This window comes from Paraglaciecola sp. MB-3u-78 (assembly GCF_002835935.1).
GTDB lineage: Bacteria > Pseudomonadota > Gammaproteobacteria > Enterobacterales > Alteromonadaceae > Paraglaciecola.
Genome location: NZ_PJCF01000087.1, coordinates 182,687 through 208,981, shown reverse-complemented (window position 1 = coordinate 208,981; position 26,295 = coordinate 182,687). Strand labels below are relative to the sequence as shown.

The window sequence follows — 26,295 nt, the reverse complement described above, 5'->3', positions numbered from 1 at the left end:
TTGTCTACCGTTGTTTTAATATCTGGTATCTAGCGTCTGAGAGTGTAGGTAAGAAAATTCGGCGGTTATAAATCAAACTTTCGAGCCATTTCGGCTTGGAATGTTACAATGAAAATCAATTTTTTGTTTAAAGGGTAAAAGTTGTCAGAAGCAAAAAAAGTATTTAAAGGCTCATTATTACTCTTTTCAGGGAAAATGATTCATCGTTCTTTAGGGTTGGTGAGTACTTTGATTTTGGCTAGAGTATTAGTGCCTGAAGACTTTGGTCTGATTGCTATTGCTAATTTGGTTATTGGCTTTGTCTCAAAATCACTGGAGGCAGGCAGTGGGCAATATCTTATTCAAAAAGAGGTAGTGGAAGATAGTGATGTCAACACGTCCTGGACTATTAACATTATATTGAAGTTGATGATATTTTTGCTGTTATTGATTGCTACACCTTTTGTAGCAGAATATTACTCTGATGACAGGCTAAAGTTAGTGATCCCAATTCTGGCATGTATGATCATTACGCAGATGTTAGCAAATCCATATATGGCGATCCTTCAGCGAAACCAAGAGTACACAATTCCTTTTAAGATAGGCATAATCACAAAGTTCTCGTCTGTTATTCTTACTGTTACAACTGCGTTGATTTTTCAAAGTTACTGGGCACTTATTATAGGGCACTTGGTATCTAATGCTGTTAGTGCATTATGTTCTTACCTTTTCTTGAGCTATAGACCTAAACTGTCTCTTGCTAATGCAAAGCAGCAGTGGGGATTTTCAAAATGGATGCTTGGAAAAGGTATGTTGGGTTACACTCGGGCACAACTTGATACAATAATGGTAAGCTCATTTTATTCACCTGCTATTTTAGGTGGTTTTCATATTGCTAAATACATTTCGTCTATGCCCGGGTCAGAGGGGCTTTCTCCAGCTTTAGAGCCATTGCTTGCGACTTTTTCACGTTCTATAAATGATAAAGAAGCTATCAAACATCAAGTTAGTCTAGTGCTAATTATAGTATTTGCCCTTGTGGTTCCGTTGTCATGCTTCTTATTTGTCTTTAGTGAGCCAGTTGTGTTGTTATTATTAGGTGAAAAATGGATAGATTTTGCACCTATTTTTGGCATACTAGCATTCTTAACTATACCAGCAGGGGTAGGTAAAGTTGCCTCGCAAGTTATTACCTCTAAAGGGAAGGTGAAATTTCTTTTTATGTACGATGTTTACTCGTTAATTTTCATGGGCGCGGCACTTTTCTATTTTTCAAATGGAAGTTTAGAGACATTCTCAACCGTTAGAGTTTTGGTAGAATTTTTGACTATATCTGCACTATTTGTTGTAGCGACTCATAAAATATTTGGTCGTCTTTTGGTGAATATTTTATTGTTATTTTTACTTTATTCTTTGGCTTCTTTCGCATTAGCATTTTTATCTCAGTATTTCTTTATAGAGAATATCCCTTATTTCTTTTCATTAGCGATCGTATTTGTAGTATTTGGCACTTTTTCATTGGTTCTCTGTTGGCTATTTTTTGTTTTATTTCTGGTGAAAAATCATGCTGCACATCATGTTGTCTTCATCCTAAAAGGCTTTAAAGATAAATGCTTAAGGCGGTGAGAGTGATTCTACACAAATAAATTTATTGCCTTTTTAAAAAGCTGCGATAACAATCGCAAGGGTTCATATATATAGTCAAGAAAATTTTGCAGTAAGTACAAATAGTATTTGTACTTACTGCATTCTATTAGGAGCCAAAGTGGCTGGTGTTTAGGTTTAAGTAATAATCCTTGAATTATTGCTCTATATTTCGACAGTGTAATGAAAATTAATCACACTAGAAGTGTTAGGAGGCTTTGACATAAATTATTATTCTTTAAACAATTTTTCTTTAGTCACTTCTAAGTATTTACGTCCCCATTTTTGGCAAGGCTCTAGATGATTTCCTTCAGCCCATTCGTTCCAAGCATTGATAAATATAAAATTTTCATCTGTACTATAAGGTTTGAAATTAGAGACTATATGCTCTAACCATTCACCATAAAGTTCGGGGGTGGACCCATGCACGATATATGCATCTGACTTACGCCTTGCACTGTTATCCCACATTGGATATGCCGAGGGGAAGCATTTATAATTTGGCTTAGTCTTAGCTATCATATTTTTAATTACATCTTTATATAAAAAAATTCTATCATGAAAAAATGCGTCTTTATTACTATTTAAAAGACCAAAAAGTTTTTTAAACCAATAATTATTCTTTTTAGGTGACTTTGAAAAATCCGGCTGAAATTCAATTGCTGCGTCAAATCCATATTCTTTAGGATCAAATCGCTGATTAAATGATTGCATATATGCAATATATAGCCCAGGAAAACCCATTGATAAGGCTTCTTCTCGCCAAATCTCAATGGTTTTGGCCATATCAGGAAATAAGTCAGACCGATAAATAATGAAGACGGGTTTACCATCGACAGTAATATATCTTTGGTCAGAAAAAACACTTTCACATAGATAGCGAATATGATCACGATCATCATCATGGTTATAAGATTGTTCCAAAAGTACATCTGCATCTTGGCCATCCCATCGTCGTGTCCAGTTTTCGTTAGCCCAACATATACAAAAAGGGAAGACGGGTTTATCGTTATTCAATACACCATCCAGAGGTTTTTCTAATATCCTTCTTCCGTTGAACCAGTAATGATAGTAACAAAAACCTTCGATTCCGTATTCTTGTGCCAGTTTTGCTTGTTCTTCACGCGCTTCACTAAGCCTAAGATCATAAAAGCCCATATCAGAAGGTAAATGTGGTTGATAATGGCCTAAAAATCTAGGTTTAGCTTTAGTAACATTGGTCCATTCAGTAAACCCTTTACCCCACCAAGTATCATTTTCCTGAGTAGGATGAAATTGCGGTAAATATATTGCTATGGGTCTTAATTTAGTCATTATATGTCCATATTAGAATGTGCCTTGCGAAAGTCATAAAGAATCTAGTTCTAATGTTTGAATCAAATTTCAGAAGCTTATTATTTTTAATCTTTTAGAACACACATTTTTAGATTTATACTATTAATTTTTTAATTAAATATTACCAAAAACAGATAGGTAAACAAACAAACAAAAAATATAATCTTTTTGGAAACGTAAATTAACCCTCTTTATTCAGATAAGTGCATCATGCACACTTCCGTCAACACCCATTAAGGTAAAGGAGTATATTCCAATTAACAAATGAGTCTTAAGTAAGTAAATTTTTAGGCTCGTTTATTCTGTTCAAAGATCTGGTTAAATAATTCATTACGTTCTTTTTGAAGTAATTCAGCACAAGCATTATCTGTCATTTCCATAGCTTGCTCATCTAGTATTTCAAAATGAAAGTCTGCTTTCAAATATGTTTTGGCATTGGGTAAAGATTTTAGTTTTTCATAGGGCGTCATCATACTTTTGTAAGGGTAAGTTTTACGTTGTTTCCCTTTATCATCAGTGGTGACTTCAGGAAAGAAACAAGGTCTATGATAATTGATATACGGGTAAAGATATTTTAAATTAAACGTATTGATTAACGGTGCCCATTTCTGTGGAATATGTGTGTAACCAAACTGTTTTCTTACAATTGATGCATTTTTACTTTCTGCTAAGGCATTATCGTTTGAGTGTCTTGAGCGTGATTTAGTGAGCTCTATTTCAAGTTTGGTGAGTAATTTACACACGTGTTTGTTGATGTATTCAGAGCCATTATCTGAATGAAACCCTTTGATAATAAAAGGAAATGCGGCCATCATTTGCGTTAGTACTGGAATGAGGTAACGCTCACTAATACGTTCAACTGAGCAAACAACCTCAAACTGTGTCACCTCATCAACTGCATTAATATGATACACGCCTTTTTGTTTATCTAGGTCTCCTTGGTGCACGGTATCAATACGAATATAGCCAGGCTCGCCGTTGGGTTGAGGTTTACGCCGTTCGCCAATAGGCACTTGTCTTGATTGTGTTTTTGTGAAGTGTCTGCGTTGTTTTTGGTAGCCTTGAGAGTGCCTCAAGTTATATAAATGTGAAACAGAGATAGTGGCAAGCATTTGGTATTCTGATTGCTCAAACGTATTGTAGGCACGCTCCAACAGCTTTTTAGTGGCATGACCACAGATATCATCATGCCTTGCGTCCATTTCAGCCAGTAGCTTAATATCCTTTGTACTGTAAATGGTTGAAAAGCCGTTAGTTCGGCAAGGTTGCCAGTTAATTCTGCCGACGTCCTTGTATTGTTTTATCAATCGAGTGAGTTGCTGCCGCGAGTAGCCTGTCACCTTTTTAAGGTATTGATTGACGATCCCTTTGTCGGTTTTTTTTAACGTGATATAGCGAAATTTTATCAATGTTTTTTGAATGAATTGATATCGCTGATTTTTATCACCTAAAACGGTAAAGGCGACGGCTTGGTTACCTTGAATAAAGCGTTCAAGCTCTTCAATAGTGGTGAGGTTTTCTATATTCATGATCGCTTGCATCTTATGATCATGAACAGAATTTAAGTCTTTAGACGCATTTCATTTTGGAAACACGCAATTAGTTAAGACTCATTTCATATTGGACAAGGCTAAAGGTTCTATATTTCGTTTATAAAGTGTAAAATTAAAATTCAAAATCTAGTTAAACGGTTCATATTGCCTATTTAATACTATTAGATCTCGAATGATTTATATAATGAGAATATCAGCCTCCTGTCAACCATTCAGAAAATTGGATAAGTTGTTTTATAACTTACCCGCTAATCATATTTGCTATTTAGTACTTGAGCTAGTTACTCCTAGAAAACCTCTGGAAATGGTTCATTGCAGGGCTTTTATATAGTCAATGACTACTTTACGCACTTTGGGATTAGAGATCCCTGGATATACCATACTCGTTCCGTTAGCGAAGCTATTGCTGTCTTCGAGCCAGCTATTGAGGTTTTGTTCATCCCAAACTCCCAGCTTAGTCCGAAGCGCTGATGAATATCGCTCGAAAGAGCTTCCAGCGATTTTTCGGTTGTACACTCCCCATAAGTTTGGTGCTGCCGTGTTGTTACCTTCAGGTGTAACGCTATGGCACATTTCGCAGGAATGTATGGCGTTGATTGCTTGTTGTTTGTCGGTTGCGTCAAGGTCAACTGTCAAGTCGTCGATATCTGGGGTGATAAAGTCCTCTGCGGGCGTTAATTCTACTATCCAAGTTTCATCCGACCATAGCACTATGTTTCCGTTTTCAAATTGATCTATATCCCTGATACGCACACCCGTATTAATGGGCTCTACAAATGTAGCTCTTCCTTCGACATAACGTACTCGGAAAAGAGTTTGTTGTTTCAAGGATGTCACTAGGATATCTCCGTCCCACTCTGGCAAGAATCCTTGTACCTCTATAAGGTTAGATACACCAATAGAAGGCACCCAAGCGAAAACAGGACGACGATATCCATCATGACGGCCAGGTGATTCGGAAAGTGGCCAATTTGTCGAACCGTAGTCCACGCCATAGGTTACATTAGGCCAACCATAGTTTGCACCTTGTTCGATTAAATTTAATTCGTCTCCCCCTTTTGGTCCGTGCTCGGTGGACCATATGTTGCCTTTTCTGTCTATGGTAAGACCCTGCGGGTTTCGGTGTCCGATGGAAAAATCTGACACTTGATCTGTTTGCAGGTCAAGTTTTAGAATTTTTCCATAATTACCTTCTGTACCTTGTGAGTAGATGACGTCACTGGCTAATCCGTCATATCCTAGGAATCCCACGGTGAAAAGCAGTTCATTCTTGTTAAGGAACTCCATCCGGCCGCCTGAAAAGTGTCCTGCAAAGTAAAATCCTTTGTGCTTAATTTTCAAACAGGGTGTGGTGTCGTAAATAGTTTTCCAGTCATTATTTGATTTTGATAGGGTCTCGAGCTGTTGAATGCCTGGTAAATCAAGACTTGATATCCTCACCGTGAAACATTCTTTTTCTGGATGCCAAAAATAGTGGGACATAAGAAGTGAACCACCATTATCATTTTCACGATAGATAACGTCGATGAAGCGAAACCAATCTCGAACTATTTTGTCGTCGAGCGCCTGCGTTTTGACGAAAGTTAAAAATTCTTGATAATTAATATTCAGCGAAATGTCTAATTCATCGATATCAGCTGCATTATCACCACTGGCGTATAAAAAGAACTTACCCCGTTTACTAACAATAATGGCTTGGTTGCCTATGGCAACCATCCCGCCACCATTGTGTTCAAGGGTGAAGGTGGCATCAAGTTTGACAGTCTTTTCATTGAGTCGTGAAAATGCAGTATCGAGAAAGTTTGGTAAAGTAGGAGTTTCTGATACCTTTTTGCTTAATTGGGTAACTTGCTCGAGCCCAGCAAGATATTTATAAGGAAACATTTTTGTCTTGACCCAAATGGCACCGAATACAAACGAGATGGAGCAAAAAACCAATAATATTATAGTTTTATAGCTTTTCATCAAATAATTCCCTTATTTAAAATTGATTTGCACGGAGAATAAACAAGTCTTGCCCTAATATCCAATGGAATTAGGTAGTTGCTGTCGATCATATTACGACACAAGGTTACAGGTGGTGCAAAATTATGTTGGTATTTAAAGAACAGGTCAGAGTTGGTTGCTTAAACGGGGTAAATATTACAAATAAAGCTATTTGCTCTAGTCTAACTAGTTTAGGCTGCTGCGGAAGTTTTAACTGAAATAGCGAGCAACACTATTGCATGGTTTAAAGCATAAACCTGCTTTATTGACTTTTTATAGAGGTCTTAGTAATTTGCTTAAACGGGCACTTTAGTCTTGCGTCTGCTGGTCTATTATTCAGCTAAAAAAGATGATTTTAGTGATAGAATATTACTCCATTAGGCGGATTAGTAATGGCCCAGCTTAAAAATAAAACTAGGGAATTAAGGACGTAATCACTACAAATGAAAAAAACTAGCCTGTTCAAAATATCCATGCCGGAACAAAAAAGTGAATTGATATGGTTTATATTAATATCATTGTTTTTTGTTTACCCCTTAATACATGCAGATATTTATTACCGTGATGATTTAACTAGAGTAGTGCAGGGTGCATATATTTGGGATAGTCTGGGTAGAAATTTAGCATCCTATGTTACGGCGGTTTTATCTGGCTCTGGCATTTCCATGACTGGGCAAAAATTTACTTTAGTTGACATCGCACCGCTATCACAAATTTATGTAGGATTGTTTTTAGGGCTTACCGCCTATGTATTTAATGAGTATCTAAAAGTGCAGACAGGGAAGGGGATTTTTTGGGCTTCGTTACTCATAGCATTAAACCCATTTTTCATCTCAAACATTCTGTATCGATATGATTCGCCCGCGATGACACTTGGGGTTTTACTTACGGTGTTTGCGTTTTGTTACGCTTCATTTTTTAAAAGAAGCGCGATAGTTACTCCCTTATTATTAATTGCTGTGTTGTTTTTATATCAGCCAATGGCTAATATTTTTATTGGCCTTATAGCTATAGAGATCATTATTTTAAGTACTAGGTGCTCAGCGTCTATTTTATTCAAAACATTCGTTGTTCGTAGTGCACAGTTTATTTCAAGCTACATTGCCTATTATATCCTGATAAAATTGTTTTTTAACGTTAGTTCCCGTAGTGAATTAGTGAGCCTGAATTATAGTGGTTTCATTAATGTTATAGATAATTTTATTTCTTACGGACATGCATCCAAATTGTTCTTACATTATTCACTGAAAGTACCAATTTTAATATTTTTATTCGTGACTGTAATTGCATTTCTTATGTGTTTATGGCGGACGAAAGACAAATTAAAGTTTTGTTGTATATCACTGGTGTCCGTTGTACTGCTCTTTTTATCTTTAGCGGGGCCTCTGGCTATACTAAGTGAGCCTTTAGTTGATTACAGGGTAATTAGTTCTTTTTACTTGTTTTTTGTTTTTGGTGTACTTATATGCGCTATGGCACATCCTAAAATGGCTTTAATAGGTATTATTCCAGCCATAATAGCCATTAACACTAGTTATCTCTCAGGAATGGCACTTAAAAATCAGCGCGACTTTGATGAGAATTTATTTACGTTAATACAAAAGGATTTATTAGATAACAATATTGATGGTATAGACATATATATTCTGGGTTCTGCGCCAGTCGCGCCTCATGCAGTAATTGCCAATAATAAAAATAAGTTCATTGAAACAATTAACCCTCCAGCAGCAGGGTGGCAAGCCGCTGGCTTACTTAGAGAAAAAGGAGTCGCGAACGTTCAATATATATTCTCTGCTGAATTCACGTCACTGAAAGACGTATTCAAAAAAGATCTATGTGATGAAGTACCGCAAGAAGTATCGAAAAACGCTTTGTATTCCATATATTTGAGCGTCGATAAAGTATATATTTTGTTATCAACTAATCAGATCAAGTATTGTGCCGCATAATTTTGATTTACAATATCTCGTAACGTCAGGCTCTAGTGCATTATTGATGAATATTTTTGGGAGATTTTCATCGAAGTAAAAGTGCAGCCCCTATATGTTTTAGGTAAGATGATAAATGTTAATTAAAATCAGATAAATAGACGATTTGTATACAATAAAGCCAAAAAATCTTGGCAAGTTAGTTAATAAAGTTTTTTCCAAAATATTACAGGTGAATACTTATCAATAGTAAAGTTACTGGTAGGGCTCTTACAATAGGGATCCCCGTTTACAATAATGAAAAAACACTGGCAAAAGCTATTGAGTCTATTAGAAATGATTCTGAAGTTGATTATAAAATCATTCTTTCCGATGATGGTTCTACTGATGGTAGCTGGGATTTGTGTGCAAAATATGCGGCGATAGATGAGCGGGTTGAAGCAATTAAGCAGCCTACTAACTTATATTATAATAATTTTCGCTTCGTTCTTGATGCTGCCAATACGCCATACTTTTGTTGGCTTGCCGGGGATGATTATTTTGCAAAAGGCTTTCTGAGTAAAGCTATAGCGACCTTAGAAGAGCAAGTTGAGGCGGTTGCTGCAATTGGCACATGTCTATTTTATCATCAAGACGAATTTATAGGGGAAGCAAATGGTAGCTATGCCATTATTCAAGACACTGCAAATAGTAGATTGGTTGAATATTTCTCAAAAGCTACGGATAATTCCCGAATGTACGGTGTTTTTCGTACCGAAGCAGCCCGATTGTCTTTCCCCCACAAACTATTTCATGCCTATGACTGGGCTTTTAGCGCCTTAACGTTAACCTACGGCAGGCACGTAGATGTTGGTGTTAACGCTATTCACAGAGATAAAACTGATAGATCGGCCTATCGAAAAATGGTGCGCAAAGATGCAAAAAATATAATTTCTCGTTTATTTCCGCTTTTTCCTATGACGAGTTACTTGTTAACCCATAAACAAATTAATAATACTTGGCCGTTTTTTAAAAGCCTCTTCAGGTTAAATTTTAACTCTCATTTAAACTATTGCGAAATGTTCCATCCGAGATATTATAAGGCAGTAATTTTTGTTCAGAATGAATATGCGAGCAGAATTGGCTGGCGCTTTAAACGTCATTTAAAGTAGTTTGTCATAGCATAAATAATGTATTTACTATGCCTTGTACTACATTCCTATTGGATGAAATGAAGTATTTCCAACCGCCCCCTATTTTTAGATGTGAATATTAAAATACGTTGAACAGCAGACCCAATGTAATTACTGATTTGGATCAAATATTGATGTTGGAACCTAAAATCACATTCTTCTTTTAGTTATGCTTTTAGCCACTTTTAAAATGTAATAAAAAGAAAAGAAAAGAAAAGGAATGGTATTGATGTCTAAGTGTTTATTTGTTCCTCACTATAAACAAAACCCTTATCAAAAACTACTGGCCGAGGAAATGGAGACCCAGGGCTACGCAGTTGAGTTTGGCTCTTACCCCTTTGGTCTTTTTCCTCTCATTAAACTTTTAAAAAAGCATAAAAACATTGATGTACTGCATATTCATTGGATTGCCGATTTGTTAAAACAGGCTGTCTGGTCAGATAATATGATTATTTATCGATTTAAGTGTTTACTGCTTGTTATTGAATGTTGGTTGATTAGATTATCCGGTAAAAGAATAATATGGACCATTCATAATAAGTTTGCCCATGAAGGTTATGATAAAAAAAAGGAATTGTTATATAGACAAGCTTTGGCAAAGGGAGTTAATAAAATAATTGTTCACAGCAAGGAAGCATTAACATTTTTGGAAGAAATGTATGGAATGACCTTATCTAATAAAACAGAGGTGGTTTATCATGGAAGTTATGTCAATTTTTACCCTATCAATAACATCGAAAGGAGTGAACTGCGAAGCGGGTTGAATATTCCTGATACAGCTATGGTAATTGGTTATTTCGGTCAAATACGTTCATATAAAGGCGTAGAAAGTTTAATTAAGAGTATTAATGAACTGGGTGAACGACCTGATATTTATCTGTTTTTGGCTGGTCTGGTTCGCCCTGAGGAATATACAGCGACTTTATCAAATTTGGTGAAATCAGAACATATCAAATTGAAATTGGAATACCTGAGCGATCAAGATTTAATTAATTATATTAATATGACAGATGTTATTTGTTTGCCTTTTGCTGATTCTCTCACTTCTGGTTCTACTATCTTAGCCATGTCCTGTGGTAAAGCGCTTCTTCTACCTGAAAAAGCCAGAATATTTGGTTGCGTACCTGAGCAAGGAGTCAAGTATTTCCAATCCCAAGAGCATTTAAAGCAAATGATAGAAAAGCTTGATATAAATGAGTTGGAACAAATGGGGAATACAAATTTTAACAAAGCTATACAAATGACGTGGAATGTTATGGCCCAGAAAACTATTGCAGTGTATTCAGCATAATCATTTAAAGGCCAATCAAATTTAACCAGCTTAAGTTAACTACTGAGTTGGTTTTACAATGTAATTCATTAATAGGGCTAATAACGTGAAAAAAATTTTATTGTTAATTTTATTGTTAATATTATGTTTGGTAGCAGCGTGGGGCAGCTATATGCTGGTTATAAACCGTATTGAACAGATTGTAGCGAGAGAGATAGGCAACGCTAGAACAGAGTTATACCAAGAGAAGCAAAAATTTAAATCCTTAGTCGGTGAAATTGAAAGTTATCAGGCGCTTTATCAAACTGCTATCAATGATATTACAGCTAAAGTGAAATTACTGGATAAGGTAGAAATTATCAGTCAAGGAATGCCGCTATTAATGCAGGTGGAAACAGGTGCTGAATCGATCACAAAACAACAATTACCAGAGCTTGCTAAACCTGACGGCTGTTCAGGAAAACGAGGTTTGAATAAGCAAAGAATAGATTTTAAAACAAAATTTATGGAGCCACCTAAGGTTTTATCAACCATAAGTTCAGTTGATTTTGCAAAAGGGGTTGACCATAGAATAAATACAAAAGTAACCAATGTGACCAAAGTGGGGTTTTCTTTAGATTTAATCACGTGGTGTGATACTCGTATCTCTAAAGTTGAAGCTAGTTGGATTGCTGTAGGTTATTAGTTGGTGCATACAGTAATTAGTTAGCATGCAACTGCATTTAACGCTTTCTGTTAATTGAGCGCCATTCCACTTTTCTTCCTGATTCAGTCGCTATACTAATCAGAATTGAAACTGCTTGGTAGCTATTACCTGCTACCAAATAGCGGGCTGATTGAAATATATCTGTTAATAACTGTTTTACCCAGTATCGAGGAAACCCCAGAATAGTTGGAAGATCCTGTTCATATTGCGTTGGCATTAGTCTTTCAGCCCCTTTACCTATTCGGAAGTAACGCTTGAGTACCGTAGAAAGTTGGTTTTGTTTTTTGCGCACAATGTGTTGAACGCTAGCTTCTGGCACAAATAACATTGAATGCCCCTTATTATGCAGGCGCTTTAAAAACTCTGTTTCTGAACCAGCTACATAATTCGTTGTGCCATCAGGCCCTATGTCAGGTGAAAACATGACATGTTCAAAAATATCACTTTTAACCATCAAGTTTGGCCCCTTTATTTTTTTCCAGTCAATAATGCCTCCCGGTAAGTCTAGTGGTGTGCCCGCATAGGCTCTGCCTTCTGCTGCCATTTGAATTAACCATTTGGGTGGGGGGCTTAGCCAGTGATGCCTTACTTGCCCTGCAAAAACACTATGCTGGTCATTATTTTTGGCGGCTATTTCATAATTAATTAACCAGTCTGGGGCTGGTATGATGTCATCGTCTGTAAAGACTACATGCTCCCCTTCAAAGTAAGGAATTGCGCTGTTAAGTGCGTTGTTCTTTCCTGGTTTTTTTTCAAACAAAATAGTTAAGGGTAATATATCAATAAATTGATTGAGTATGTCGTTTGTTTCATCGGTACTAGAGTTATCTACAGCAATTAATTTCCAGCCATTTTTAGGGGGCGTTAATGTTGTCAAACTATTTAACATGAGGGGTAAAGTTTTAGCGCCGTTGAAACTTGTAAAAACCACTGAAATCATCGTTTAAATACCTTACTATTTTGCTGTTTTTTAAATCATAACGACTTTGATAATTTGTGTATACAGTTCAGGACTGTAGGCAAAAGACTTTTTATAAAGGTCTCGTTTTTATTACGTTAATTTTTTCTTTTGTTATGTGTGAGTATAAATTCTACTCGTCAAAAAGAATCGACTGTTGCGCTGAAAATGACATTTTAGTTTGTAGATTCACCTTTTCAACTTGTTTTAGATGAATAGTGTTGAAACGCGAGCGAATCAAAAAAGTCGGTTAATTTGCTTCCTTAGATATACTCTTCATATACACTTTATATTCAGCACAATAGCCTTTCAAATGACTGCTTTGCCACAAAAGTTGATATCCTTTTGGGGTTGTATTTGAGGTGATAAGTTTGGCTAGCTGCATTTTCCAACGTTTCAACAGAGCCCACCGAGGGAAACCTGCTAGTTCATTAACTTTTATATTTTGTTTATTCTTTATTTGATGCATCACTAATGAGCGCCCAGCCTTATATGCTCGTGAGGCAATCCAATTTCTGCTGAGTTGTTCTGGTCTGATAATATGCTGCACTTTTAACTCATGCTCATAGTATGCATCGTGTTCTGCATTTTTAAGTCTGTAGAGAAGCTCTGATTCGCTTCCCATCATGTAGTTCCCACCGTTTGGGCCAATATTCTCATTGAACCTGATACCCTCATCAAACAGATTACGTTTGATTGCCATGTTTGGTCCGTGAAGTTTCACCGGATCTATTAAGCCTGATTGATACCCTGACTCACTAGGGGTAATGGCAAAAGCGACAACGGCATCAATGCCTTCTAATAGTCCAGAAGGCACTTCACTAGGCCAGTGAGGAATGACTGCACCACCGAAAATGTTTGTCTTAGACTGCCTAATCGTTAGTTCTAGGTAATTATTGATAAAGTGGTTAGGAAAGATCACGTCATCATCAGAAAAAATTAGTAAATCACCTAATGGTATATTAACTTCAAAAATTAAATTCAGTGCTGCATTTTTTCCTTGTTTTGTTTGATGTAATTTAACCAGTGAATGTTGGCATTGGTATGCAGTGAGAAGTTCAGAGGTTTCATCATTGCTGTTATTATCGATGAAAATGACATTGAATTCACAATTATCAGGTATCTCTAACTGATTAATACTGGCAAGAGTTTTGGGGAGAGTAAGTGCGCCGTTATATGTTGCAATAACCAGTGATATTTTATGTTTTAACAAGGTTCATCTCTCAATGTAGTTTTAAGAGCGGTGTCTTCGTATAGTTGTAGCATAGCTGTGGCGCAATTTATCCATGTAAATTGAGTAGATTGCTGTCGACCTCGTATAGCTAAACTCTCCCGAAGAGAAGCGTCTGTACAAACATCTTTCATCGCTTTAGCTAATTGACTCATAGAGTTGGCATCAACCAATATCGCTGCCCCACCTGCTGCTTCTGGCAATGAACTATTATCTGATGTTATAACTGGTACGCCATAAGACATAGCTTCGAGAATAACTAAGCCAAAACCTTCATATTTACTTGGATATACAAATACCTCAGCATGCTGGTATAGAGCACTTCGCTGTTTATCGCTAATGTATCCAAGTTTAATTACCCTGCTTTCCAAACCATGACGTATTATTAATTCATCAACAAGTTGACTATCATTGCCTGGCGCGCCTGCAATGACCAAGTTATGGGGAATTTGTTGGCATATTTCGGCAAAACTTTGTATTAGGCATGGAATGTTTTTTCGTGGCTGGATTGTACCAATAAAAAGAATAAAGGGGATCGATTTATCTGCTAAATGAGTTGCGCTAAAATCCAGTTTTTCAACTGTCGTTTTGTCAGCATCCTCGTAACCTTGGTAGATTACGGATAACTTGTTATTTGAGACACCTTCTTTTTGACAATCTTTCGCTGTTGATTTTGACACTGTTACGACTTTAGTCGCCGTTGCCATTGCTTGGTTTGTCCATTGTTTCAAAATACGGTCCATTTCTTCGCCATGCACATCCATATAATAATATGCAAGATCGTGAATAGTGACCACACTAGGGATCTTGCCTTTCAATGGTACATAATGATTTGGTCCATGAAAAACATCGATTTTGTCCAAATACAAAACAAATGGAAGGTAAAATTGCCACCATAATCGAGGTCGTTCACTAAGCCATTTTTGAGGGAATCTCAGCGGTTTATGTCTGGTATTTGGGCAGTCGTTGAGCCAGTCAATAACTTCTTTATTTAGCAAGTTTGTTTGATAATACAAATAGTAAATATTGTCTTTATCCAAACTTACCAAAGACTCGACTAGTCCTATGATATAACGACTTATGCCTGTTTTGTCCGACACTTTTACCGGTTCGATATATATCCCAATACGCAACTTTTTCACTCCCCAGTTCCAAGCCAATTTAGGTTTCGCTTTCGTCTTTGCAACTACATACTATTTTGGCACAGCTAGCTGTCTCCCAAATTGAATGCCCTTAGTAACTCAGCATATTACTGCCTTTACTCTTACTTTAATATAATGTTTTTATTTCATAAATTAGTTTGTGTAGATGATCAAAAAAAATAATTCCATTCTTATTATTCAATAAACGATGTTATCCTAATTTTTTGTATTCGCATTTAATGTGTCTTCTGCTTTAAACGAATTCAATATCTAGTAATAGAAAGTAGTAGTAAAAAAACTTTGAATGATAATACTGATGTATATGATACATGCGTCAACGATATCATTTGTATCTACAGAAGCAGTCAAATTTAAATGTAAAGTGTAGTGAATAATGGGAACAGTACTTTTATATCTTTTGCTCATAGCAACGGTAGTCAGATCGTTTAAATACCAGGAAACTGCGGTTTATGCTTATTTCCTTATGTCAATAATGGCGCCTCAGTTTATTTGGTTTTGGATTTTTGAAGGGATACCTGCCTTTACCGTTGCAGCTGGAACTGTAATTGTAGTTTTCATGTGGCAAGCCTTCAATAAAAAGCTCGATTTTTCTATTTATCGCTACAAGCAAAACCTGTTTCTTGTGATGTTTTGGATTATGTTTAACTTATCTGATTACTTTAGCCCTATCGGTGAATTTAGAACAGCTACCAGCTCAGAACTTGTTCTTTATGTTTTTAATATCATCATTTTGATGTATTTTATTTCTTTGCCGCTCATTACAACTGAAAGGGCATTAAGGGTGTTGGCTTTGCTATTTGCTGGCCTTATTCTTTATTATGTCTATTGGAGCAACACGCAATATTTTGAATGGAATATGCGGCAGTTTTTGAATGGACGACTAATGGGACCATGGCAAAGCCCTTATAGAGATGAAAACAAGTTTGCCATGTTGTTTGTTACTGGTATGCCTTTTTTATTATTTGGGATTTTTTATTTCAAGTCTTTAATAATGCGAGGGTTGTTTGGTTTAGGTCTTCTTTTTCTCTGGCATAGCATTATTTTAACGGGCTCGAGAGGTGCTTTATTAGCCGTGGCTGTGGCAACACTAGCCTCTTACCTGGTAATTAAATCTCGTATATTTGGAGTGTTGTTGGTTTGTGGTCTAATCGCGGCTGTAATTTACCAAGGTGGTCAGCTGTTAATACGAACCACAGATACTATGGCTGCAGCTGAATCTCAACCCGAAGAGAAACTCGATCCAAGGCTTCAATCTTGGGATACTGGATTAGGATTGATTGCAAAATTTCCATTATTGGGTGTCGGTGTACAGCGTTTTCAAGAAGCGACGCGTATCTTTTATCCTGGCAGACCCGCTTATGTTGCGCACAACACATTTTTAAACTTTGCAGCAAACTCCGGACTGCTGAATGGTATTATCTATTTGAGTTTTTATTGGTTGCAGTTTAAACGTTTTAGAAGAATACGTAAAAGTGAAACGGATCCTAGCTCAACTATGTCTTACATAAATAATTCTACTATGGTGGCATTGACAGGTTTTTATGCTGGGTCGATGTTTCTTGATTTGGTTATTTACGAACCGTTCTATTTCTTATTGATGTTAGGACTACTGACAGAGCATATTTATAACAAACAAAAATCTATTAATGTTGAAGTAGTTAAGCAACATGGCTAACTTACTTTCAAGTGCTTCGTCATGCTCGTCTGAGAAGGAAAATCATTACTTTGTATAATATAGTCATGTTTGCCCACAACGAGGAAAAGCATATTGTTAATTCCATCTCTAGCGTTTTGGATTCTGTTGACGTTAATCTTAACAAACTTTATGTGATTGCTAATGGCTGCACAGACAATACATCCAGTGAAATAGTGAAATTCCAGTTGGCTGTTTCAAGTGATAAAATCTCGCTGATCGAACTAGAACTGGGAGATAAGTGTAATGCTTGGAATCACTATGTTCACAATATAGCCAATGGTTCACCAGTGCATTTTTTTGTAGATGCAGATGTGCAATTTGTACCCGGTACTTTTGGGAGATTGAGTCAGTGTCTTGCAAATGCAGAATTCGCGAATGCTGCCGCAGGCCTACCTTTTTCAGGTCGTAATCAACAGCAATATCTAGATATGGTTAAACAAGGGCGTTGTCTTTTTGGTAATTGTTACGCTTTAAAGATGGAGTTTATTGAAAAGATACGGCAAAAATCATTTTACTTACCTATTGGGTTAGGTTGGATTGATTCAGCCATTACTAAAATTGTAAATCGTGATTTAGAAGATATCTCTAATCCCAAAGAGGGCCGAATCATTTATGACTCAGAAAGTGGTTATCGTTTTGATAGTTTATCTTTATTTTCAAAAGCTGACCGGCAACTCTACATTAATCGCATAGTTAGATATCGATTAGGTAAATATCAGGAAAAGTACTTGGAAAAGTGTTCATTTCTCTCTTGGCCAAGGGTACTCGATAAAATTAATGCATCTGTTTTAAGTGATATCAAGTCTAACGCTAAATGGTTCAATATATTGGATCGGTACTTTGTCGTAAAGCGTATTATCAAACAGAATCAAAAATTAGAAAAAGTGAATGTACCGCTTTGAATAAACTTTACAACCCACTGTTTTTACTTGGCACTCAACGTTCGGGTACAACGTTACTTACACGAATATTAAGTAGTCACCCTCGATTATATATCCAGAATGAATTACCGATGGATGATCTGTTTAGTGGTCATTTGGACAAAGAAACTTTGTTGAAAAGGATTACTACTAAGGTTTTTGATATTCATAGTGTTTCTTTGCCAATAGAAAAGGGGGAAGAACTCTTGTGGGGGTGGAAAGAACCTTTATTGACGTATGAACTTGATGTACTTGAGCGTTGTTTTCCAGATTCTAAATATATATTAATTATAAGAGATGGCCGTGGCGTTGTAAACAGCTACATGGATAATCGCTGGGGCTTAGGCACTAACGCCTATACTGGGGCTCTGCGCTGGCAAAAAGAAGTGGCACTGCAAATGGCTTTCGCTAAAAAAATGCAGGGAAAATGTTTAACTATTCGTTATGAAGATTTGGTGCAAAATTTACCAGAGGTACTGGCGCAACTTTGTGATTTTATTGGCGTAGAGTTCTCTCCACAAATGCTTGAGTTTCACAACAAAAAGTTAGATTTTCAAGTTAATAGAGAAAATATCAATACCACTAAACCAGCTGACCAGTCCCACAGTGATAAATGGCGTAAGGCATTGACCAGCCGTGAAATAGCTTTAGTTGAATTAGTTGCGGGTCGAGAGCTAGAGGCAAATGGGTATGTTCTTGATCATGCGCCTATTTCGCCAGGGTGGCTCGAATTAACTTATTATCACATACATCAAAAAATAATAGGGGAGTTTCAGCTCCAATATAAATGGAAATATCGCGATAAACTAAAAAAATTAGGTTTGGTTAAATAACAGTTATTAGTATTAGGTTTTTACTCTCGAAAATTTTTATAAAATCTAGGACATTGAAACCAAAATTATGCCAATAAATACAAAGCTAGTGCCGACCAATTTCATTAAAGTAATTGGCTCATTTAAAAAAACATAAGCAAATAACATAGTTAGAATAAACCCCAAACCAACAAACGGGTAAGCTTTACTGACGTCCATTCTACTAAGAACAATTAACCAAAAGCCAACACTTGCTACATAGGCCGAAAGTCCTGAAATAACGCTAATATTCGTGACAATACTCAATATGCTATCTATTGGTCCTGAACTTAAGGCCTGAGTAACACTTTGACTACTCATGCCATTCTTTAATAATATCTGTGCTGAAACAGATAAAAAGATACTAATTATAATGAGGATAAAAACAAAAAAAGTCATTAAATGTGTGCCGCCATTGTAAAGATTGCCATGATCATTATGGAGAGCATGCTGCCTCGGTCTTTTAATGAAAAAACAATAGGATCATCATGCATTTCCCCTCTTAATGTTTTTACCCACATACGCATTAACCAATACCCCAAAGCTGGTAAGGATAGCCACAACAATTGGGGTTCCTGATATTGGTTGGATAAAACGTTGCTATTCATGTAGAAACAGTACATCAGCACAGCAATTAAAGATGATGTTGTACCAAAACTAGTAAAAACCAACAAATCATCGGTATTATAATCTCGACCCGATATTTGAATCTGATTCTGTTGTTTTAGTGCCACTAATTCGGCGCAGCGTTTAACTAAAGCTAGGCTCAAAAAGATAAACATAGAGAAGGACAATAACCAAAAAGAAACGGTGACACCAATAACTGCTGCACCTGCAAATATACGTATAGTATAAAGTGAAGCGAGTGCAATAACATCCATACCAAAATAACGCTTAATTTTAAATGAATAGGATAGGGTTAAGGTTAAATACACCACTAAAGTCATTAAAAAACTATTGGATAACGACCAAGCTAATAGTAAAGACACAATAAATAGCATGGTTGCTACTATAATGGCGGGCAATATGTGAATCTGACAACTGGCTAAAGGGCGATGGCATTTTCGTTTATGAGTTCTATCAGACTCTAAATCTACCAAGTCATTCATCACATAGGTTGATGATGCCAATAGGCCAAAAGACACGAAGGCCAAGAGAGTGTTTGTTATGGCTTGCAGGTCGGTAAATTGATTTGCGACTAGAAGCGGTACAAAAATCAGGCCGTTTTTTAGCCATTGATATATCCGTAGCTGTTTAATCCATAATTTTAAACTAGCTGCTGATGTTTCATCGAAACATTCAGTAAAAAATTGACCTTGTTTACTTTTCTGGCTTGCATTGGCTGTTGGTGCAACTAGGTAGCTATTAGTGGCTTTTTCAAACAAGATAAAGTCTTCAATACTATTGCCCATATAATCAAACTTATTCTCGTCCTCTTTGGATAATTTTAAGATGGCGTCGAGCTTATTTTGACCTTTTAAATTGTTTTCTGTGGTGGATGCAATATAGTTGTCAAAAACCACATAATTATTGACAAATTGTTTAGCAATACTTTGGTTTGAAGCTGTTGCCAATACAATTTTTCGGCCTAGTGATTTTTGTTGTTCTAGAAATTTAAAGGTTTGCGGGTTGACTGGTATGCTTGCGACGTTAACTGTAGCAGATTCACTAAGCTTTTGTTTGAGATAGGCTTTTCCCTGTAATAACCAAAAAAAAACTGTGAAAACGATGAGAGGGTTATTTTTGAAAGCAACTAGAAAAGTCTCTAACAACATATCTGATTTAATAAAAGTACCATCAAGGTCTACATATAGTGTCGTATCTATTGTAGTTATATGGTCGTGAGTCTTTTCATTCATATAGCCATCTCTTTTAAGTACCTTAATTTCAAAATCATCTTCAGTCTACATAAAGCTATAGTGACATTTATTTGTGGCGTATGGTACTAGCAATCCTTACAGTAAAGTAGCTTAGTTAATTTGGTTGCCTAATAAGAAAAACTACGACTAATTTAAGAGCGGCATTACTTGGGTCTTAAGTACCAGAAAATATATTTGTAAAGTGGTGGAATATCGGATGGATAAGCATTCATGGTATTTGGTGATTAGGTAAATGGCCACACAAAACTAAATCGATAATTTTTGAATTTATACAATAAGTAACAAAATGTCTAAATAAATTCTGATTACAAGCGTCAAAGATAGGGATCGATTACTTTCAACAGTTTGCAATATTAAACTAAACAAAGTTATGATCGTTTAATGCAATCAGTAACACTTTTGAGTCCATAGCGCTATGGCCATTAGAGAAGGTTATTCAGCTTCCATTTACCATAATTGTTAGGGTATATAAAATGTCAAACAGAAATAAAAGGCTAGATTTAGCGAGAGGCCTTATCATGATATATATTGTTACTATTGTTCATGGGGTATATTGGCTCGGGTTCGGACAAGCATTTACCTCAATACTATTATTTGAAATGCCACTCGTTTTTATTATTTCCGGTTATGCCTACGCAATTTACGCAAAAACAAATCCTTCAATAAATTTAAGAATATACATTAAATATGCTCAGACTCGAATGAGCAGAATTTATATTCCTTATTTTGCCTATGCACTAGTATGCGCTATCGTAGTCACTATGCTTCAAGGGAATATCAACATTCAGGAAAACCTTTTTGCCTGGTTAAATCCCTTTACTCGCGGTCAAGGTCATAGTGTTTCTTCGTTATCATGGCACTTATGGTTTATCCCCCCTTTTTTAATCGTTACCCTTCTTTTACCCGTTGTAACTTATAAATGGATTAAAAAATTACCACTAGTATTGTGTTTTTTACTGTTGTGCTTTTTTCTTTATTTTGCCAATTGGTATATAGAAGCTAGATTGGCTACCCCAGTATTTTACTTCTTTTGGGCATATGTTGGTTTTAAACTAGGGGGAGGACTGACGCTAAAAAGTAATACTTTATTGATTGTTATAGCTATTGCCATTTCCATGCTTGGAATAGGCGTAGTATTTTTAAATCAAAGTTTAAATATGCAGTTAAATAAATTCCCACCTAATTTAATGTTTTTGTGGTTTAGTTGTATTTGGGTTGCCATCATTTTTATGGCCTGTAATTATATTTCTCCAAATGTGATAAATTATCTTTCTGAAAACAAATTCGTATCACTATTTGTCAAAAATGGCTATTCACTGTATTTATGGCAAGGCGTTGGCTATGCCTCTGCTAAAGCTATGCAAAGTCAGTTTGACCTAAACGTTGTGATCACGTGGCTCATTGCAATTATGTTTACGGTCATTTTGGGTATGCTATTTAGTCCACTAGAAAAAATAAGATGGTCATTTTCACGAACTCGGAAATAGTGTCGGAAATTATATCGTTCTTTTTTATTAGCTTGATTCTTATGGTGGAAAATTATAAGAACGCAACTCAATCCATTGATATTACCCTAACAGTAAAAACTATAATTGGATTTGAGTAATTCGGAAATATAGGGATATTAACGATACTTAAACCTTGGCAGAATCTAAAATGCTCTATCTATAGACAGTTTTCCTGATTTATCTATTCATAGATTTTGGACGGTAGTAGTTATACCCTACTAGCCAACTATTTAATGTTGCTCATATTTTAGCCAAGGGAATGAATAAGCAACAAGCTAGAATCACATTTTTATATGTACTATTGAAACAGGATTTACTCAGGTCACGTCTTAGATGATTTTTAGAAATGAACACGAGTAAATATTTTCCTTCAGCTGAATAGCTACTAGAATTTTTATGGTTTCTGATACATTTTTTCAAACTGACTCACCATTATTGATGCTTCGAAACATAAGTCAAATCGACGATGACTTGCTTGATGATATTGATTATAGAGCGAGGAATCATTTATTAAAGTTAAAATAGCTTTAGCAAATTGTTGCGTGCTGTCATTTTCAGTGACGGTGCCATTTTCACCGTTTTGAATTACTTCTTTATTGCCTCCCGCGTCTGTCACTATGCAGGGTTTACCTAGTGACATCGCTTCAAGTAATGTCATAGATGTTCCTTCGCTAAAGGAAGACAAAAGGAAAATATCCATTAGAGCGAGGTAAGTTTGTGGACTATCTTTGTAACCGGTTAGAATAACTTTATCTTGGATATCAAGAGTGACAATTTCAGCTTCTATCGTTTCGCGCATTTCACCATCCCCAACAATCAGCAGTTTTAATGGCAGACCAGAGTCCAAACATAATTTGAATGCTTGCAGCATCATTAGGTGGTTTTTTATAGGATCAAAGCGAGCAATTGTGCCAATACAGATTTCTTTTGAGCTTAATCCAAGCTCTCGCCGTAGTTCCAGAAGTTCGAGCGTAGAAGGCGGGGTTAGCGGAGCTATGCCGTTATAAATAACCTCAACACGCTCTTTTGGTAGGTTTTCAAAGTCGACCAAGGCTTGTTTGGTTGCTTGTGAAATGGCTGTAATATGTTTGGTTATTCGAGCTAACCAAGGGTTAATTAATTTGCGTTTCCACGTGCTTGAATCAGGATAGAATCGCCCATGCTCGGTAAAAACAACCTTGGTTTTGGTGCCAAAGGCTGCCAAAACACCGTAAACCCAGGGGGTATATTGGTGACAATGCAGTAGGTTTATATTGTTAGCTTTAAGGTGCTTGCGGATCGCGAATATTAATGAGATATCAAAGCCGGGTTTACGTGATGTGGCTGTAATAGGTAAACCTGCATTTTGCATTTCAATACCCCAAGGACCAATAGGGGTTTCAATACAAAATATCGACATATCAAAAAGGTCCGGATCTGAGCCTTCAATCAGGTTTTTAATCACCATTTCGGTACCGCCTATGCGCATGTCATAGGTAAGGTGCAGTATTGACGTTTTACTCATCTACTAGACTTCTGGTCTTTAGCCATGTGCATACTTTACCCACCACATTTCAAACATTAACATACTCCACAGCAATGCACTGTGGTCGGCGTTACCATTTTGATGTTCATTCCAAAGCGTCACTACTTGGTTGTGGTTGAAAATGCTTTTAAGACCTTGAGCTTGCTCTATTAAATGGCGTTGGGCTAAGTCTTTAATTTCATGTCTGAACCAGCTTGCTAAAGGTACCGAGAAGCCCATTTTCTTACGATATAATATGTCATCGGGCAACATAGGCTTAAAGGCTTCTTTTAGAATATGTTTTTTTTCGCCGTTTTTAAATTTCATTTCTGAAGGTACAGTGGCAGAAAACTCTACCACGTCTTTGTCGAGTAACGGCGCTCTAACCTCTAATGAATTAGCCATGCTCATACGGTCTACTTTAACCAATATACCGCCGGGCAAATAGGTTTTCATATCGGTGTAGAGTATTTTTGCTAGATGGTCTGGGCCGTCTGACTTTTCATAGGCGTCGATAGTAATTTTAGATGGGTGATAGTCACCTAGCTTTTCTTTTACTTCTTGTTTGGCTAACTTTTGCCACTGTCTGTCATCAATCTGTGAGTTGGTGGTATAAAAGCCCATTGCTGGTTCTTGGCTTAAACTGGTAAGCAGCGATTTACCTTTGCGAAAAACAGTCGCATTACTGTTAGATAATAAGTCCGCGAGTTTTGGAAAAAGGTGTTTGCGTATAAATTTAGGAAATTTATTGCGTAAACGATTCTCTGTGGCGTCTGTGGTGTATTTTTCATAACCGGCAAATACTTCGTCGCCACCATCACCAGCAATGGCCACTGTGACTTGTTGGCGAGCCAGCTCTGATACAAAAAAAGTAGGGACTAATGAAGGGTCTGCAAAGGGTTCATCAAAATAAGCGACAATTTTTTCTAAATTATCAGCAACATTTTGATGGACCGTAAATTCGTGGTGGTCAGTGTGATATTTATTCGCGACTTCTTTGGCAAATTCAGTTTCGTTGAATTTTTTTTCGTCGAAACCAATTGAACAGGTGGTGACAGGTGTTTTACTGTTAGTGGCCATCATGGCTACAACACCACTGGAGTCAACCCCTCCACTTAAAAATGCGCCTAGTGGCACGTCACTCACCATGCGCTGTTTGGTACAGTGAGTAGCTAGCTCGCGAAGTTTCTGTGTTAGTACCTCTTCACTTTCATCGCTGGTATGTTTAAAGGATACATCCCAGTATTGTTGAATATTAACACCCGAGGCATCGATGGTCATATAGTGGCCGGGGGGGAGTTTATGAATGTGGGTAAAAATACTTTTAGGATCAGGTACATATTGGTAAGCAAAAAAATCGTAAACCGCATCTAAGCGAATATCTCTTGGTACATTGGGTAAGGTCAGTAAGGCTTTTATTTCTGAAGCAAAGGCAAACTGGGTTTCAGTTTGCAGATAGTATAAAGGCTTTTTGCCCATACGATCTCTGGCTATCATTAGTTTTTCTGAGGTGGTGTCCCACAAAGCAAAAGCAAACATGCCGTTTAACTTGCTTAGCATTTTTTCGCCTTCGGTGGCATAAAGTGCCAAGATGACTTCTGTATCTGTATGGGTTTTAAACGGGTAACCTGCGGCGCTTAGCTCATCTCTTATTGTCTGGAAATTATAGATTTCGCCATTAAATACGATGATGTATTTGCCATCATGGGAGGTCATAGGTTGGATACCGGCATCTGACAAATCTATAATCGCTAACCTACGATGAGCTAGACCGATATGCTCGTTGATGTATTCGCCACCCGCATCGGGGCCACGGTGATAAATGCTATCGCCCATTTTTTTCAGCATGTCTTTATCACCCATATTCCCTGAAAAATGGGTAAAACCAGCAATTCCACACATTAAATTAATTCCCGTTCTTAATTAAATATTCAATAGTTTATTTTTATGATTAAAGACTTATATGTTTACGAATTTTAGGGCCAAGCATAGTTGTGAGACCTAGCGGCAATTTTGACCATGTTTTTTCAACCAAACTTCTGATTTTACTAACATTATCGTCAGGTTCACTGTCATATAAGGTGTTGCTTTGCGCCAGGTTTGACCATGCTAATGGCACTGGCTCAGCTCCCCATTGACGTTTGAACTTGTATGTTCCCTCATCATAGGTAGAGCGACCAAAGTCGAATTCGGTACAGCCCAGATCACACACATGCTGTAACAGAGACCAATACAACATCATGTTGGGTGCTAGCCTGTTGTAATCTGCTACGGTTGATGCCCAAGGAATGGATATTTTATTTGCATTGCGCAGCACTATCCCTGCTCCCACTGGAATATCTTCACTATAAACAACGGATAGAAAGATGTTATCAGCATAATGTTCAAATAGAGACTCAAACCATTTTTTGCTATGGACGGGAGAGCCAAGTTTGCGCATATTAATTGCAAATATTTGATAGAAGTCATCAATTTGTTTTTGACTATTATCGATTAAATAAATCAGCCCATTTTTTTCAGCTTTACGAATTTGACTACGCAATTTAGATTTGAATCCAGCCATCAGTGCTGCTGAGTTTTCTGGTAAAGCTAAAAGCATTCGCACTTTTTTACCGGCCAAACTTTCACTATCAGATAACGTATATGAGTCTCGATATTCGAAATTGATACCACCTTCGCTTTGCAATAACTCAAGAGACTTAGTGATTAAAGCTTGTTTGATTGTCTCATTGTCAGCTAAACAAAAGCCTAAATCACAAAAAGGTAATGCGCAGTAAAGGGGTTTAGAAAAAGGGCGCTGCATCTTTATGCATGGCATAACACCCACAACTTTTTGTGATTCATAAGCTATAAGACTCACATTGTCGTGCTCGTAAGCGTCATTTACCGATTTTACCCAAGCAAACCTCTGATAGGGTGAAGCTTGCGGATGATTTTCTACATATTCATCCCAATCTGCAAGCGTATGCTTAGTAGCAGGTGCAATAGTATAGTGAGTTAGTGTTTGCATG

Annotated in this window: 20 protein-coding genes; 9 read left to right on the top strand and 11 right to left on the bottom strand. The window is 36.8% G+C overall.

All coding sequences use genetic code 11. The features are described from left to right. Positions 1-141 precede the first annotated feature (141 nt). Entirely contained in the window at positions 142-1,605 is a 1,464-nt protein-coding gene (locus tag CXF95_RS29085; protein ID WP_101201865.1) for an oligosaccharide flippase family protein, read from the top strand. Between the two features lie 249 nt (positions 1,606-1,854). On the opposite strand, the gene CXF95_RS29080 is transcribed toward CXF95_RS29085, so the two are convergent. The 3 genes from CXF95_RS29080 to CXF95_RS29070 form a co-directional block, all read right to left on the bottom strand. Beyond that, the gene (locus CXF95_RS29080) at positions 1,855-2,937 is read right to left on the bottom strand and encodes a glycoside hydrolase family 99-like domain-containing protein (RefSeq protein WP_101201864.1); all 1,083 of its coding nucleotides are present in this window, start codon (positions 2,935-2,937) and stop codon (positions 1,855-1,857) included. 308 nt (positions 2,938-3,245) lie between these two features. Continuing rightward, complete coding sequence (locus tag CXF95_RS29075) at positions 3,246-4,499, bottom strand: DDE-type integrase/transposase/recombinase (protein WP_101196919.1); 1,254 nt, start codon at positions 4,497-4,499, stop codon at positions 3,246-3,248. A 321-nt stretch (positions 4,500-4,820) separates the two neighbouring features. Then, complete coding sequence (locus tag CXF95_RS29070) at positions 4,821-6,395, bottom strand: PQQ-dependent sugar dehydrogenase (RefSeq protein WP_157828302.1); 1,575 nt, start codon at positions 6,393-6,395, stop codon at positions 4,821-4,823. A gap of 545 nt (positions 6,396-6,940) precedes the next feature. Here CXF95_RS29070 and CXF95_RS29065 point away from each other — a divergent pair. From CXF95_RS29065 to CXF95_RS29050, 4 genes are all read left to right on the top strand, one after another. Further along, complete coding sequence (locus CXF95_RS29065; protein WP_101201862.1) at positions 6,941-8,446, top strand: glucosyltransferase domain-containing protein; 1,506 nt, start codon at positions 6,941-6,943, stop codon at positions 8,444-8,446. Positions 8,447-8,661: 215 nt separating this feature from the next. Continuing rightward, positions 8,662-9,576: a glycosyltransferase family 2 protein gene (locus tag CXF95_RS29060; protein ID WP_101201861.1), complete on the top strand. Its 915-nt coding sequence runs from the start codon at positions 8,662-8,664 to the stop codon at positions 9,574-9,576. A 250-nt stretch (positions 9,577-9,826) separates the two neighbouring features. Then, the gene (locus CXF95_RS29055; protein ID WP_157828301.1) at positions 9,827-10,888 is read left to right on the top strand and encodes a glycosyltransferase; all 1,062 of its coding nucleotides are present in this window, start codon (positions 9,827-9,829) and stop codon (positions 10,886-10,888) included. A gap of 85 nt (positions 10,889-10,973) precedes the next feature. Further along, positions 10,974-11,552 (top strand): H-type lectin domain-containing protein, encoded by a 579-nt coding sequence (locus CXF95_RS29050; protein WP_101201859.1) that lies wholly within the window; start codon positions 10,974-10,976, stop codon positions 11,550-11,552. Between the two features lie 37 nt (positions 11,553-11,589). On the opposite strand, the gene CXF95_RS29045 is transcribed toward CXF95_RS29050, so the two are convergent. The 3 genes from CXF95_RS29045 to CXF95_RS29035 all read right to left on the bottom strand — a co-directional run bounded on the left by CXF95_RS29045 (position 11,590) and on the right by CXF95_RS29035 (position 14,904). After that, on the bottom strand, positions 11,590-12,513 hold the full coding sequence (locus CXF95_RS29045) for a glycosyltransferase family 2 protein (protein ID WP_101201858.1): 924 nt from the start codon (positions 12,511-12,513) through the stop codon (positions 11,590-11,592). Positions 12,514-12,781: 268 nt separating this feature from the next. Further along, entirely contained in the window at positions 12,782-13,744 is a 963-nt protein-coding gene (locus tag CXF95_RS29040; RefSeq protein WP_101201857.1) for a glycosyltransferase family 2 protein, read from the bottom strand. Then, positions 13,738-14,904: a glycosyltransferase family 1 protein gene (locus CXF95_RS29035; RefSeq protein ID WP_198556758.1), complete on the bottom strand. Its 1,167-nt coding sequence runs from the start codon at positions 14,902-14,904 to the stop codon at positions 13,738-13,740. Before CXF95_RS29035 ends, CXF95_RS29040 begins: the two co-directional genes overlap by 7 nt. 394 nt (positions 14,905-15,298) lie before the next feature. On the opposite strand from CXF95_RS29035, the gene CXF95_RS29030 reads away from it, so the two are divergent. The 3 genes from CXF95_RS29030 to CXF95_RS29020 are packed head-to-tail and all read left to right on the top strand — an operon-like array spanning position 15,299 to position 18,374. Further along, positions 15,299-16,600, top strand: coding sequence for an O-antigen ligase (locus CXF95_RS29030; protein WP_101201855.1), 1,302 nt, complete (start codon positions 15,299-15,301; stop codon positions 16,598-16,600). A gap of 50 nt (positions 16,601-16,650) precedes the next feature. Further along, entirely contained in the window at positions 16,651-17,523 is an 873-nt protein-coding gene (locus CXF95_RS29025) for a glycosyltransferase family A protein (RefSeq protein WP_157828300.1), read from the top strand. After that, a complete protein-coding gene (locus CXF95_RS29020; protein WP_101201853.1) occupies positions 17,436-18,374 on the top strand; it encodes a sulfotransferase in 939 nt (312 codons plus the stop codon). Before CXF95_RS29025 ends, CXF95_RS29020 begins: the two co-directional genes overlap by 88 nt. Positions 18,375-18,419: 45 nt before the next feature. Here the strand turns inward: CXF95_RS29020 and CXF95_RS29015 are convergent, their stop codons facing one another. Further along, entirely contained in the window at positions 18,420-18,713 is a 294-nt protein-coding gene (locus CXF95_RS29015; protein ID WP_232788102.1) for an EamA family transporter, read from the bottom strand. 77 nt (positions 18,714-18,790) lie between these two features. Further along, positions 18,791-20,251 carry a UbiA family prenyltransferase gene (locus CXF95_RS29010; protein ID WP_101201851.1) on the bottom strand — a complete coding sequence of 487 codons (1,461 nt, stop codon included), beginning with the start codon at positions 20,249-20,251 and terminating at the stop codon, positions 18,791-18,793. 494 nt (positions 20,252-20,745) lie between these two features. Here CXF95_RS29010 and CXF95_RS29005 point away from each other — a divergent pair, with 494 nt between their 5' ends. Further along, positions 20,746-21,759 carry an acyltransferase family protein gene (locus CXF95_RS29005; protein WP_101201850.1) on the top strand — a complete coding sequence of 338 codons (1,014 nt, stop codon included), beginning with the start codon at positions 20,746-20,748 and terminating at the stop codon, positions 21,757-21,759. Positions 21,760-22,174: 415 nt separating this feature from the next. Here CXF95_RS29005 and CXF95_RS29000 read toward each other — a convergent pair whose 3' ends face one another. The 3 genes from CXF95_RS29000 to CXF95_RS28990 are packed head-to-tail and all read right to left on the bottom strand — an operon-like array spanning position 22,175 to position 26,294. Then, a complete protein-coding gene (locus tag CXF95_RS29000; RefSeq protein WP_101201849.1) occupies positions 22,175-23,284 on the bottom strand; it encodes a glycosyltransferase in 1,110 nt (369 codons plus the stop codon). An 18-nt stretch (positions 23,285-23,302) separates the two neighbouring features. Continuing rightward, a complete protein-coding gene (asnB, locus tag CXF95_RS28995) occupies positions 23,303-25,186 on the bottom strand; it encodes an asparagine synthase (glutamine-hydrolyzing) (RefSeq protein ID WP_101201848.1) in 1,884 nt (627 codons plus the stop codon). 49 nt (positions 25,187-25,235) lie between these two features. Next, a complete protein-coding gene (locus CXF95_RS28990) occupies positions 25,236-26,294 on the bottom strand; it encodes a FemAB family XrtA/PEP-CTERM system-associated protein (RefSeq protein WP_101201847.1) in 1,059 nt (352 codons plus the stop codon). Position 26,295: the final 1 nt, after the last annotated feature.

Bases quoted from the DNA above. Each gene is read 5' to 3' on its own strand.
- CXF95_RS29080 (WP_101201864.1), bottom strand. From the start codon at position 2,937: ATGACTAAATTAAGACCCATAGCAATATATTTACCGCAATTTCATCCT.
- CXF95_RS29075 (WP_101196919.1), bottom strand. From the start codon at position 4,499: ATGCAAGCGATCATGAATATAGAAAACCTCACCACTATTGAAGAGCTT.
- CXF95_RS29070 (WP_157828302.1), bottom strand. From the start codon at position 6,395: ATGTTTCCTTATAAATATCTTGCTGGGCTCGAGCAAGTTACCCAATTA.
- CXF95_RS29065 (WP_101201862.1), top strand. From the start codon at position 6,941: ATGAAAAAAACTAGCCTGTTCAAAATATCCATGCCGGAACAAAAAAGT.
- CXF95_RS29055 (WP_157828301.1), top strand. From the start codon at position 9,827: ATGTCTAAGTGTTTATTTGTTCCTCACTATAAACAAAACCCTTATCAA.
- CXF95_RS29045 (WP_101201858.1), bottom strand. From the start codon at position 12,513: ATGATTTCAGTGGTTTTTACAAGTTTCAACGGCGCTAAAACTTTACCC.
- CXF95_RS29030 (WP_101201855.1), top strand. From the start codon at position 15,299: ATGGGAACAGTACTTTTATATCTTTTGCTCATAGCAACGGTAGTCAGA.
- CXF95_RS29020 (WP_101201853.1), top strand. From the start codon at position 17,436: ATGGTTCAATATATTGGATCGGTACTTTGTCGTAAAGCGTATTATCAA.
- CXF95_RS29015 (WP_232788102.1), bottom strand. From the start codon at position 18,713: ATGAGTAGTCAAAGTGTTACTCAGGCCTTAAGTTCAGGACCAATAGAT.
- CXF95_RS29010 (WP_101201851.1), bottom strand. From the start codon at position 20,251: ATGAATGAAAAGACTCACGACCATATAACTACAATAGATACGACACTA.
- CXF95_RS29005 (WP_101201850.1), top strand. From the start codon at position 20,746: ATGTCAAACAGAAATAAAAGGCTAGATTTAGCGAGAGGCCTTATCATG.
- CXF95_RS29000 (WP_101201849.1), bottom strand. From the start codon at position 23,284: ATGAGTAAAACGTCAATACTGCACCTTACCTATGACATGCGCATAGGC.
- asnB (WP_101201848.1), bottom strand. From the start codon at position 25,186: ATGTGTGGAATTGCTGGTTTTACCCATTTTTCAGGGAATATGGGTGAT.
- CXF95_RS28990 (WP_101201847.1), bottom strand. From the start codon at position 26,294: ATGCAAACACTAACTCACTATACTATTGCACCTGCTACTAAGCATACG.